The sequence below is a fragment of the Winogradskyella ouciana genome (genome assembly GCF_009709615.1).
Lineage (GTDB): Bacteria > Bacteroidota > Bacteroidia > Flavobacteriales > Flavobacteriaceae > Winogradskyella > Winogradskyella ouciana.
The window spans coordinates 113,107-125,853 of record NZ_WJYA01000003.1; the positions used below are offsets into that span (position 1 = coordinate 113,107).

Annotated in this window: 11 protein-coding genes; 4 read left to right on the forward strand and 7 right to left on the reverse strand. The window is 36.5% G+C overall.

Going from position 1 to position 12,747, the window contains the following annotated elements; genetic code table 11:
• Positions 1-139: 139 nt before the first annotated feature.
• From F1003_RS03375 to mnmE, 4 genes are all read right to left on the reverse strand, one after another.
• The gene (locus F1003_RS03375) at positions 140-1,087 is read right to left on the reverse strand and encodes a DUF6617 family protein (protein ID WP_155087806.1); all 948 of its coding nucleotides are present in this window, start codon (positions 1,085-1,087) and stop codon (positions 140-142) included.
• Positions 1,087-2,181: a site-specific integrase gene (locus tag F1003_RS03380; RefSeq protein WP_155087807.1), complete on the reverse strand. Its 1,095-nt coding sequence runs from the start codon at positions 2,179-2,181 to the stop codon at positions 1,087-1,089. Before F1003_RS03380 ends, F1003_RS03375 begins: the two co-directional genes overlap by 1 nt.
• Before the next feature lie 7 nt (positions 2,182-2,188).
• On the reverse strand, positions 2,189-2,641 hold the full coding sequence (locus F1003_RS03385) for a helix-turn-helix domain-containing protein (protein ID WP_235898267.1): 453 nt from the start codon (positions 2,639-2,641) through the stop codon (positions 2,189-2,191).
• Between the two features lie 130 nt (positions 2,642-2,771).
• Positions 2,772-4,181, reverse strand: a complete 1,410-nt coding sequence (gene mnmE, locus F1003_RS03390) for a tRNA uridine-5-carboxymethylaminomethyl(34) synthesis GTPase MnmE (RefSeq protein WP_155087808.1) — start codon at positions 4,179-4,181, stop codon at positions 2,772-2,774.
• Positions 4,182-4,332: 151 nt separating this feature from the next.
• Here mnmE and F1003_RS03395 point away from each other — a divergent pair, with 151 nt between their 5' ends.
• Positions 4,333-5,487 (forward strand): TlpA disulfide reductase family protein, encoded by a 1,155-nt coding sequence (locus tag F1003_RS03395; RefSeq protein WP_155087809.1) that lies wholly within the window; start codon positions 4,333-4,335, stop codon positions 5,485-5,487.
• Positions 5,488-5,536: 49 nt separating this feature from the next.
• Here F1003_RS03395 and F1003_RS03400 read toward each other — a convergent pair whose 3' ends face one another.
• Complete coding sequence (locus tag F1003_RS03400) at positions 5,537-6,190, reverse strand: rhomboid family intramembrane serine protease (RefSeq protein ID WP_155087810.1); 654 nt, start codon at positions 6,188-6,190, stop codon at positions 5,537-5,539.
• Between the two features lie 58 nt (positions 6,191-6,248).
• Here F1003_RS03400 and F1003_RS03405 point away from each other — a divergent pair, with 58 nt between their 5' ends.
• Positions 6,249-7,139, forward strand: a complete 891-nt coding sequence (locus F1003_RS03405; RefSeq protein WP_155087811.1) for a lysophospholipid acyltransferase family protein — start codon at positions 6,249-6,251, stop codon at positions 7,137-7,139.
• A gap of 6 nt (positions 7,140-7,145) precedes the next feature.
• Here the strand turns inward: F1003_RS03405 and F1003_RS03410 are convergent, their stop codons facing one another.
• Both F1003_RS03410 and glmM read right to left on the reverse strand, forming a co-directional pair.
• The gene (locus F1003_RS03410; protein WP_155087812.1) at positions 7,146-8,651 is read right to left on the reverse strand and encodes an aminotransferase class V-fold PLP-dependent enzyme; all 1,506 of its coding nucleotides are present in this window, start codon (positions 8,649-8,651) and stop codon (positions 7,146-7,148) included.
• 11 nt (positions 8,652-8,662) lie between these two features.
• On the reverse strand, positions 8,663-10,051 hold the full coding sequence (gene glmM, locus F1003_RS03415; RefSeq protein WP_155087813.1) for a phosphoglucosamine mutase: 1,389 nt from the start codon (positions 10,049-10,051) through the stop codon (positions 8,663-8,665).
• A 381-nt stretch (positions 10,052-10,432) separates the two neighbouring features.
• Here glmM and F1003_RS03420 point away from each other — a divergent pair, with 381 nt between their 5' ends.
• Positions 10,433-11,035 (forward strand): acyl carrier protein phosphodiesterase, encoded by a 603-nt coding sequence (locus F1003_RS03420; protein ID WP_155087814.1) that lies wholly within the window; start codon positions 10,433-10,435, stop codon positions 11,033-11,035.
• Positions 11,032-12,735: a gamma-glutamyltransferase gene (ggt, locus tag F1003_RS03425; RefSeq protein ID WP_155087815.1), complete on the forward strand. Its 1,704-nt coding sequence runs from the start codon at positions 11,032-11,034 to the stop codon at positions 12,733-12,735. The genes F1003_RS03420 and ggt overlap by 4 nt, the downstream gene beginning before the upstream one ends.
• The last annotated feature ends 12 nt before the right edge of the window (positions 12,736-12,747 follow it).

The following is a 12,747-nucleotide window of genomic DNA, read 5'->3' on the forward strand; positions in this document are numbered from 1 at the left end:
TAGTAAATGGACATCTGGCCAAATGTCATTCTTGTTTTTCAAGAACAGGACAAAGGTTTAAAATTGGCTTCGTGATTTTAGTAAGAGTGTAAAACAAGGGTAAGACAACAGTAAGATTTCTTACTATTCTTACTGTTTTTTATTGCAGTTGTTGGATAATTTTATCTATTTCTTCCTTTTCTTTTGGGTTGTGAACTTTGTTTTTGTGAAGATTATTCGCTTTTAATAGCGTACCGGTTTTAGTAATAAATTTTCCAGAACGTTCTATTACCGTAGGATTGAAACCATTGAAAAATGGTTTAAGCTTTGTTACGAGGTAACTAAACTGTGTCGTCTCGCATTGAAGATAAATTTGCGATTCTGTATTGGTAAAATCTTTTGCTAATAAGAGTTCGTGCAACTGTTCTACAGTTGTACGGTTATCTAACAAATCTATTTTTAGATTTACCAGTTTGAGCACAGTTAGCAAAGTTGAAGTGTCATTACTTTTATATCCAAAAGAAGTCTTTGGTTTTACTTTCGTTTTTGATGTTATTTTGGTAGCAACTTTTTTAGTAGTGCTCTTTTCTATTAGGCTAATATCAAAAGTTTCATCATTAAAGTATTTTTCAGCAATTTCAGAAATAGAGAATTTTGTATTTTCCGAAAACTGTCCGTATTGCACTTGTAGTTCAGCATACAATCTTATAGCTGACACTTTTAAGTAGTTTATGATATAATTGTCATCATTGTTGAAATCTGCTGTTATTCCTCTTTTATTGATGTAAGTTGCAATATCATTTAAGTACTTGTCAAATTTATTAAGCAGAATAGTAAAGCTGTATTTATTTTCTGGTGTGGTTGCATTTTTGGGAAATTCCTTTACAAATGAAGCTATTGTATTTTCAGTTTCATTATAAATTAACTTTTGGTAGTATTCTTTTTTCGCATTTAAAGGTTTTTTAAAGTTTACTTTAAAAACTGCGTTATTGGCTTTTGGATTCAATTTAAAATCAGACAGTAAGTATTTAAAATCCTTTTCTTGTCTATTATCTCTATGTAAGCCATTGGTTATAGAAACCAAACTTGAAAATATACTTCCTTTCATTATAAATCCAGTTGAATACGGTTTGCAGCTTCTTTCTTTTTATCGTCAATTACTTTGGCATATATCTGTGTAGTGCGTAGTTCTTTATGACCTAATAATTTTGATACTGTATATATGTCTGTACCCAAAGTTAATTGTAAGGTAGCGTAGGTATGACGCGCACAATGGAAGGTTATATTTTTAGTAATACCTGCTTTCATCATCCATTGCTGTAATTTTAAATTAGACCAGGCACTATAATGCAAACCATCAAATACTTTATCGTCTGGATTACCTTTTTCTCCTAATAGGTTTCTTGCTTGGTCTGATATTGGTAAGGTTTCTACACCTTTAGTTTTCTTTTGTCTAAATCGGATATAATATCCCATTTCTTTAGAGTGCTGGATTTCTGACCATATTAGTTTTTCAATATCTGACCAACGTAATCCGGTTAAAGCTGAAAAAATAAAAGCATTTTTTAAAATAGGCAGTTCACATTCTGTATTAACTGCCTTTTGTAATTCATCAAGCGTTAAAAATTCTCGTTGAGGTTCACCTTGTTTAAAATACTCTACACCATTTGCAGGATTTACTTTTAATATACCATCCTTAACCGCCTGTTTTAATGCTGCTGAAAATTTACCGAAATATGAATATTTTGAATTTTGAGACAGTTTTTTACCTGCTCTACCATTTGCATCTTTATCTAAATACTCTTTGAAACGTTCAACAAATGATTTGTCTATATCTTGAAAACTAACATCTGTTGGACAAAACTTTTTTAAATGTTTTAGCATACTATTCCAATTCCCATAATTGCCAGAGCTTGTATTTTTCTTTTCTGCTAAAGCTGTGATGTAAGTAATAAAACTGCCTTTTAACTTTTCAATATCTTGAAAGCCATAAATACCGTTTTGAATTTCAATTTGTCGCTGTGCACATATAGTTTCTGCAAGTTGCTTGGTTTTCTTGTTTACCTCTCTTTCTGTTTTGGTTTTAGGATTAGGTGTAAGGTATAAGCGTAAGTATTCGGTTTTACGTTTGCCTTTATGATAGTAATCTAAATACAGACTTATTTTGTCGTTCTTCTTGCGTTGTCTTAATGTTACTTTCATAATGGAATTAATTAAAAAGGTTTTCTATTTGCCATCTGGCCACAATACGCTTTCTACCAAAAGGAACTGCTTTTAAACGTCCTTGTTGAATCATTCTTTGAATGGTCCATCTACTTACTCCAATAAGTTGTGAAGCTTCTGTTACGCTTAAAAAATCCTTGTTATTTACAGCATTAGGATTGTGAACTTCAACAACTTGTTTTTGCTGTTGCATATCTTTAGTAAGAGTAGCTTGGATTTTTTCTTGACGTTTGCGTGCCTTATAGGCTCTTTTTGCACAAGTATCGCCACAGTATTTAGTAACTGTTGTACGTGCTGTGAAGGCATTACCGCAATGCTTACAAGTTTTAGGAATGAATAAATTACTGCTCATAAATGGTGCTTTATGTAGCGTAATGGTGCAACGTGGTGCGTTATGGTGCATCATTTCGCCTTTATTTTCGCCAACAGATTTGGGCAACAAATCCGTATTTAAGGCAACAGATATACAACAAATTTAATCAAAAAAGAGCAAATAAGCAACAAATAAAAGAAGATAAAATATTATAAAGTCAACAATAACAAGGGATTAACAAATAAAAGAAAGTAAGTTACTTCCCAATACAGAAATTAGCAAAAATATTACCCAACAAATCATCGTTAGTGATTTCACCTGTAATCTCTCCAAAGTGGTATAAAGCCTGACGTATATCAATGGCTAACAAGTCACCAGACAAACCAGTTTCGAGTCCGTGTTTTACTTTCTGGACTTCCTCAAACGCTTTCAACAACGCATCATAATGTCGTGAATTGGTCACAATAGTTTCATTATTTCTGAGTGCACCAGTATTTATTAAATTGAGTAACGAATCTGTCAATTGTTCTACCCCAAAGCCTGTTTTAGCTGAAATAGGAATTAGGTTTTTTACGTGAGGTGTAAGACTTGTGGTAAGCTCCGCTAAATCCGTATCTGTAATCTGGTCTATTTTATTCAATATCACCAGTAACTGTTTTTGCGGAAACTTATTCTTTATTTTTTCAATCTCAATTTTAAACACTTCTATGGCATCTCTGCCAACTACCAACTGAGGACTGCCAACTAAAAACATCACCACTTGCGCCTGCTCTATTTTTTCAAAGGTTTTCTTAATACCAATACTTTCAACCACATCCTTAGTGTCTCTTATACCTGCAGTATCAATAAATCTAAAACCAATGCCTCCTATTGAAATTTCATCTTCTATGGTATCTCTCGTCGTTCCTGCAATTTCCGAAACAATGGCTCTGTCTTCATTCAACAAAGCATTCAGTAAAGTAGATTTTCCAACATTGGGTTCACCCACTATGGCTACCGGAATTCCATTCTTAATTACATTACCTACCGCAAACGAATCTATGAGTCGTTTCAATACAAAGTTGATACGCTCTATCAATTCTTTAAATTGGGTTCTATCTGCAAATTCAACATCCTCTTCGGCAAAATCGAGTTCCAATTCAATTAACGACGCAAAATTCAAAAGTTCTTCACGCAGCTTCGCAATTTCAGAAGAAAAACCACCTCGCATTTGTTGCATGGCTATCTGGTGCGACGCTTCATTATCACTACTGATTAAGTCGGCCACGGCTTCCGCTTGGCTTAAATCTAATTTTCCATTTAAAAACGCACGTAAAGTAAACTCACCAGCCGTTGCCATTCTGCAGCCTTGTCGTAAGAACAGTTGAATGATTTCCTGCTGTATATACTGAGAGCCATGGCAAGAGATTTCCACAACGTCTTCACCTGTATAGGAATTAGGGTTTTTAAACACCGAAACCAAAACTTCATCCAAGGTTTTATCTCCATCAATGATATGACCTAAATGTATGGTGTGCGTCTTTTGATTGCTAAGGGACTTTTGGTCTATTACAGACCTAAAATGTCTATCAGCAATGCCAATGGCATTTTTACCAGACAATCGTATAACCGCAATGGCACCACTTCCAGATGGTGTTGCTAAAGCTACAATAGTATCGTTATGCATAGTTCTGTCCTTTGGTGCAAAAGTATTGCAAAATATAAGATGGTTAAAATGTAAGGCTTTGTATTTTAAGATTTAATTCACAAGGCTTTTACAACGATTATTCACCATTGTTTATATATTTGTACGGCTATAAATAGAAAAACTTATAAAAATGAAAAGAATACTGACTATACTTTTAATTGGATTATTGCTTGCGAGCTGTAAACAAGAGAATAGAACAGATTTTGTTATAAATGGTAATGCCGAAGGTGTTTATAACGGCATTAGAGTGTATCTGAAAAATTTAGATGAGCAAGGACGTGAGATATTTTTAGATACAGCAATTGTAATGGACGGTAAGTTTACCCTTAAAGGTTCAGTTGAAGAACCTAGTATCCACTTTATTTCAGTTGATGGTACACAAGGCAATGCTATCTTAATGCTGGAAAATAGCGAAATTGACGTAGAAATTAACAAACAGAATCTTTTGGAATCAAAAATATCTGGTTCTGAATCTCATGAAGGCTACGCTGCGTTTGAAGAGGGCATTAAAAAAATAAGGGAAGAAGGTAGAGAAGTAATGAAGCATTATAGACAGGTAAAACTGCCTGAAGAAGCTGCTAAACGCGATTCACTCTCTAAAGAACTCGAAAAGGTAAGCATCAAACTAGCAGAGCACCCTTTAAACTTTGTAAAGGAAAATAATGACATGTATTTTAGTCTAAATCTCATAGGTTTAGAGGCTAACAAACCAAAGTTTGAAGTGGCTAAATTCATGGAAGCCTATGAAAATCTTTCATCTAATTTAAAAGAGTCTGCAAAAGGACAAGAAGTAAAGAAAAAATTGGATGCATTATACGAAGAGTATCAAAAAATCGCACATCTAGAAGAAGGTAAAATAGCTCCAAATTTTGAAGCTCCTACTCCAGATGGTGATATCATCAGTTTAAATGATATCAAAGGTAAGGTAACCGTAATAGACTTTTGGGCAGCTTGGTGTGGACCATGTAGAAGAGAAAACCCAAACGTGGTAAGAATCTACGATATGTATCACGACCAAGGTTTAGAAATCATTGGAGTTTCACTAGATGGTCAGAGCAGACAACAAGATCCTAAAAAGGCCTGGTTAGATGCTATTGAAAAAGACGGCCTAAAATGGCACCAAGTGTCTCACTTAAAGTATTTTAATGATCCTGTGGCAAGACTTTATAATATCCAGTCAATTCCAGCAACCTATATTCTAGATGCTGATGGAAAAATAGTAGCCAAAAACTTAAGAGGAAAAGCTCTAGAGAATAAAGTTAAAGAGCTGCTCGAAAAAGCATAAATACCAAATACAGAATAAAACTTAAAAGCTTGCCTTTGGCAGGCTTTTTTTAATTCAGTTTGCCCATTTTGTACAGCACAAACAGAATGATAATGGGTATGGCCAAAAGCCCTACATGACCCAAATCCGTTTTAAACAAACTGGGTACTAGAATAAGGGTTACGGCATAACCACCAACAGCGCCACCAAAATGGGCATCGTGTCCTATATTCCCTATGCGATTTTTCATCCCGTAAATGGAATATAACAAATAGCCAATCCCAAAAACATATCCAGGAATTGGAATAGGTACAAAAAACATATACAAACTCATATCTGGTCGTAAAAGTATGGCTGCATACAAAATACCAGTTACAGCACCACTGGCACCAACAGCGCTATACCAAAACTCTTCTTTATGAAAATAGAGTGACAACAAATTACCAAAAACCAAGCTTGCGACGTAAATAATTATAAAGTTTAATTGGCCTAACGCAACAATTACGGTATTGGCGAAGAAATATAAGGTCAACATATTAAACAACAGATGTGTCGTATCTACATGTAAAAACCCAGAACTAAACATACGGATTTGTTCACCTCGTCTTATACTACCAACATTGAATTTATACTTCTCGAAAAATAAGCGATCATCAAAACCTTTTAATGACATAATAACATTTGCAGCAATAATTGCAATGGTTACAGGATCTAAATTGTACATAAAAAATATCTATTGAATCAAATATAATATATTTGCGGTTCAGAAAGAACATGCTTTTATGCAACTTATTGCCTACATTTTAGTTTATCCCATACTTTGGTTGGTCTCAATATTACCGTTTAGGTTGCTCTATGGTCTATCAGACGTTATTTACTTTTTCGTTTACAAGGTCTTTGGTTATCGAAAATCTGTGGTAAAAGAAAATTTGAGATTGGTTTTTCCAAATAAATCCGAAAAAGAAATTACGGATATCACAGGCAAGTTTTATCACCATTTATGCGATATGATGGTTGAGGCTATTAAATCGCTCACAATTTCTGAAGCCGAAATGCAAAGGCGTTTTAAATTCAGTAACGTAGAGGTGATTAACGATCTCGAAGAAAAACAACGCAGCATTATACTCATGTGTGCACATTACGGAAGTTGGGAGTGGATCTTTATTTTACAGACCTATGTGAAACATAAAGGGTATGCGGTTTATAAACGCTTAGAGAACAAATATTTTGATCGATTGGTAAAACGAATCAGGGCAAAATACAATTCGCATTTAATTACAACCAAGGAAACCTATGCTATACTTAACGAATCTAAAAGTAAAGGCGAATTAACCATTAACGGCTTCGTTTCCGACCAGTCTCCAAAAGTCAATAAAGCATTTCACTGGAATGAATTCATGGGCATAAAAGTACCGATGTACACTGGTGCTGAAATGTTAGCAAAAAAACTCGACATGGCTGTAGTGTTCTTTGGAGTTAAGCGCTTAAAACGCGGTTACTACGAAACCACATTTAAAACCATTACCGAAAACCCTAGGGAATATAAAGACTACGACATAACGGACATCTTCTTTAAACTCGTTGAAGAACAAATCTTGGAAGCTCCGCAATATTATCTCTGGACGCACAAGCGTTGGAAACATCGGGATAAGGTGCCGCCTGAATTCCAATAGATGTCTTTAATCTAAATCGAACCAATCATCAACATTGGTCGCTGTGCAAGGCTTATCTATAAGTGTTTTATGAATAAACTCATTATTGCACCTCGAATATTCATAATCCTTTGCCCAATCTTCATGTTGCTCAGCTAATGCAATAATGCTGTCACAAACAAATTCTATCTCTTCATTGGTGGTCGTTGGGTGAATGGACATACGTATCCAACCCGGTTTTCGTACCAAGTCTCCTATAGAGATTTCATCAGTCAATTCTTTTGAAGTCTGTTGATCTACATGTAACAAAAAGTGACCATAAGTACCTGCACAACTACAACCACCTCGTGTTTGAATACCGAATCGATCGTTCAATAACTTTACTCCGAGATTGTAATGTAAGTCATCAATATAAAACGAAATCACACCTAATCTGTCTTTATGCTGACCAGCAAGAATATTGATATTAGAAACGGGTTCTAATTTTTTGAAGATAGTATCAATCAATTCATGCTCACGCTTCAGCATATTATCAACACCCATTTGCTCCTTAAGCTTTATGGAAAGTGCCGTTTTTATAGTTTGAAGGAATCCTGGCGTACCTCCATCTTCCCGATCTTCAATATTGTCAATGTACTTATGTTCGCCCCAAGGATTCGTCCAACTTACAGTTCCTCCACCTGGGCAATCTGGCACCATGTTTTTATACAACTCTTTATTGAATACCAATACACCAGACGTTCCTGGTCCGCCCAAAAATTTATGTGGCGAAAAGAAAATGGCATCTAAGTACGCATCTTTTTCCTTAGGATGCATATCCATATCGACGTAAGGTGCAGAACAGGCAAAATCCACAAAACAGACTCCACCATGTTGGTGCATTAATTTGGCAACATCATGATGTGGTGTTTGAATACCTGTAACATTAGAACCTCCAACAATAGAACAAATTTTAAGCGTACAGTCTTTATATTGATTGAGTAACGTTTCAAGATTTTTAAGACTGAACAAACCATCCTCGTCTGGTGGAATCACCTCAACCTTAGCTATAGTCTCTAACCAAGACGTTTGATTGGAATGATGCTCCATATGCGATATAAAAACCACTGGTCTTATCTCATCCGGAATATCAGTATATTCCCTTAAGTTTTCAGGAACTTTAAGCCCAAGAATACGCTGGAATTTATTGATAACGCCAGTCATTCCATTACCACAAACAATTAAGACATCATCTTCATTAGCATTAACATGATCTTTTATAATATGCTTTGCTTTGTGATACGCTTTGGTCATAGCCGTACCAGAAACGGTTGTTTCGGTATGGGTATTGGCTACAAAAGGCCCAAACTCGTTACATAGTTTTTCCTCAATCGGTCTATACAAACGACCAGAAGCCGTCCAATCTGTATAGATAATCCGTTGCTCACCAAAAGGAGACACAAAGGTCTGATCTTGACCGATAATGTGTTTTCTGAATGGCTCAAAATAAGCTTCAAGTTCAGTGGTATGTTGTTTTGTAGCTTGAGAAATCATATTCAAAGTTACTAAATATTAGCGACAGCCTTAATTTCAGCAATAAAACGGTCTGCCAAAGAATCAGCTTCTTCATGGGACTGTGCTTCGGTATATATCCTAATAATAGGTTCAGTATTACTCTTGCGTAAATGCACCCAACTATCTGCAAAGTCAATCTTTACACCATCAATAGTTGTTAATTTTTCATGGCTGTAATTAGACTCCATCGTATTCAAAATTCCATCAACATCCAATCCTGGCGTCAACTGAATTTTCTTTTTGCTCATGTAGTAATTAGGATAGCTTGCTCTCAATTCACTCACAGTCATTTTCTTTTCAGCTAAAAGACTTAAGAACAAAGCCACTCCAACTAAAGCGTCTCTTCCGTAATGCAGTTCAGGATAAATGATACCACCATTACCTTCTCCTCCAATCACTACATTGTTTTTCTTCATTAACTCAACAACATTCACTTCGCCTACAGCACTGGCTTCATAAGTACCTCCATGCTTTTCGGTGACATCGCGTAAAGCTCTGGTGGAACTCATATTACTCACAGTATTCCCTGGGTTTTTACTCAACACATAATCTGCACAGGCAACCAAGGTATATTCCTCTCCAAACATCTCTCCTTTTTCGTCCATAAAAGCCAAACGATCCACATCAGGATCCACAACGATACCTAAATCGGCACGTTCTTTTACCACAGCTTCAGCCAAATCTCCCAAATGCTCTTTTAAAGGCTCTGGGTTATGTGGAAAATGACCAGTTGGGTCACAATATAACTTTACGGGATGCACTCCTAAACGTTCTAACAACAGAGGAATGGCTATACCTCCTGTCGAATTCACTCCATCAACAACAACCTTAAAATTAGCATCCTCAATGGCTTTTTTATTCACCAAAGGCAGATCCAAAACTTCATCAATATGTAAATCGATATAAGCGTCGTTCTTTGTGATTTTCCCTAAATCATCAACTTCAGCAAAATGCATATCATTCGATTCTGCGATCTCTAAAATTTTTTGTCCCTCTGCACCATTTAGAAATTCACCTTTATGGTTCAATAGCTTTAATGCATTCCATTGCTTTGGATTATGACTTGCAGTTAAGATGATACCTCCATCGGCATGTTCCATAGGAACGGCAACTTCAACGGTTGGTGTGGTGGATAATCCCAAGTCAATCACATGGATGCCCAAGCCTACCAAGGTATTCATCACTAAATTCTGAATCATCTCCCCAGAAATCCTTGCATCTCTACCAACTACAACTCTATAATTGTCTTTATTGCGCTGTTGCTTTAGCCACGTCCCATAAGCTGCTGCAAATTTTACGGTATCAATCGGAGTTAGATTCTCTTCCACTGCTCCACCAATGGTGCCTCGAATTCCTGAAATAGATTTTATTAAAGTCATATAGTTTTTTATGTGTTTGTAATGATTTAGTGTATGGTCACATAAAACATCTTAATAATGTGATTGCAATAGTCAGATTATTAGTAGATGTTTCATTTTCAGCAAATATAAATAGTTAATACAAACTCGTTGAGCATTTTGAACATTTTCATCAATTTTTCCCTGATGCTAAAGAGAATATTCTTAATATTTTCGATTCATCCTTTAGGATCGAGGCAAAAATCTAAAATTTTAAATGATTTTTTACTTGAATTTAAATCAAAATGCTCAACGAGTAACCAAGTTTTCTTAATATGAATTTGTAAATTCGACGAATGTAAATCGATACCATTTTAAGATTCCCGTTCCTGCCTGTCGGCAGACAGGTACACGGGAAATATTATGAATTTTCTAGCCCACATATACCTTTCTGGTGAAAATGAACTCATAACCATCGGCAACTTTGTAGGTGATGGTGTAAGGGGAAACAAGTACAGAAATTATCCAAGGGAAATTCAAATCGGGATTCAATTACACAGGGAAATAGATACATTTACAGACGCGCATCCAATTTTCAGACGAAGTACCAAACGTCTACACAAAGGTTATAGTCACTATAGCGGAGTCATCGTCGATATTTTTTACGATCACTTTTTAGCAAAAAACTGGAAACAGTATTCAGCTGTTCCGTTAGCTGACTACGTCGATCACTTTTATAAAAGTTTGAATGACAACTTAGAGGTACTTCCTCCACGTTTTCAGCGCATGGTTCCAGTAATGATAGAAGGCAATTGGTTGCTGAGCTATGCAACCGTTGACGGCATTCAACTGGTATTAAATGGCATGAATCGCCGAACAAAGGGCATCTCTAGAATGAATAATGCCACTAAGGAGTTACAAGAGCACTACGAAGATTTTGAAAAAGATTTCACGGAGTTCTTTGCTGAACTTATAGCCTTCAGCACTAAAAAACGCATAGAAATTGAAAAGCTACATAACCTATGAAACATTGCTTTATACTTCTAATACTTCTAATCGGTCTTACGAGTTGTAAGAATGAAATCTCACCATCTTCAACAAAAGAGGACAACAGAGGGTTAATTACCAAAAACGCCATGGTAGTCACTGCGCGTGAAGAAGCCTCTAAGGTTGGAGCAGATATTCTCAAGCAAGGAGGCAATGCCTTTGATGCCATGTTTGCTACAGAAATGGCACTCGCTGTAGTGTATCCTTATGCAGGAAACTTGGGTGGTGGTGGATTTATGGTCTATCGTTTAGCAGATGGTGAAACTGGTGCCTTGGATTACAGGGAAAAAGCACCACTAGCAGCAAGTAAAACCATGTATCTGGATGACGAAGGCAATATCATAAAAGATAAAAGCACGGTTGGTGTGCATGCGGTTGGCGTCCCTGGAACCATTGCTGGTATTTTTGCAGCGCACGAAAAGTTCGGTACACTTCCTATTGAAACATTACTGCTACCTGTAATAACCTTAGCAGAAAACGGTTTTGCGGTGACCGAAAAGCAACATCTTAAACTTCAGGATTATGACAGCATAATCAGAGCAGTTAATGGCAAAGAGATTCTATTCAACAAACATGTTCAACCTCAAGACACCATAAAAAATTGGGCGCTCGCCAATACCTTAAAACGTATTGCTAAAAACGGACGTGATGAATTTTATAAAGGAGAAACAGCAAAACAACTCATCAATTATCTTCAAGAAAAAGGTACCATAATGACCCTTGAGGATTTAAAGCGCTATGAAGCCAAATGGCGAGACCCTGTGACGTTTGATTATAAGGACTACAATATCATTTCCATGTCGCCACCATCGAGTGGTGGTTTGTGTTTAGCCCAGATTATGAAAATGATGGAACCCTTCGACTTAAAATCCTATGGACACAATTCCTTAAAAAGCATTCAGGTGATGGTGGAAGCCGAACGCAGAGCCTATGCCGACAGAAGTTACTTTTTGGGAGATCCGGATTTTGTGGATATACCAACGCAAACACTATTAAGCGATGTGTATTTAAACAATCGTATGAAAGACTTCTCTTTTGAACAGCCGACACCATCCGATTCCATATCGCATGGCGAAATCCTAGGTTACGAAAGTGAAGAAACGACCCACTACTCCATTGTGGATTCCTATGGTAATGCCGTTTCGGTCACCACAACCCTAAATAGTGGCTATGGCTCAAAACTATACGCAGAAGACCTTGGATTTTTCCTCAATAATGAAATGGACGACTTCAGTAGCAAACCTGGTGAACCCAATATTTATGGACTTATTGGTGGTGAGGCTAACAGTATTGCTCCAGAAAAACGTATGCTAAGTGCCATGACACCGACCATTGTTGAAAAAGATGGAGAACTCTTTATGGTATTAGGCACACCTGGTGGCTCAACCATCATAACCTCAGTATTACAAACGATTTTAAATGTGGTTGAATTTGATATGACCATGCAACAAGCTGTGGATGCACCACGTCTGCACCATCAATGGTTACCAGACAATATTCGTATGGAGGTCGATTTATTTTCAGATGAACTCAAACAACAACTCGAAGCCAAAGGCTACAACATTGATGAGGAAGCTGCGCCAATTACAGCACGTGTTGAAGCCATTCTTGTTTTAGATGATGGCAGCCTAGAAGGTGGTGCAGACTACCGTGGCGATGATACCGCTGTTGGGTTTTAGCTCTCTGTCATT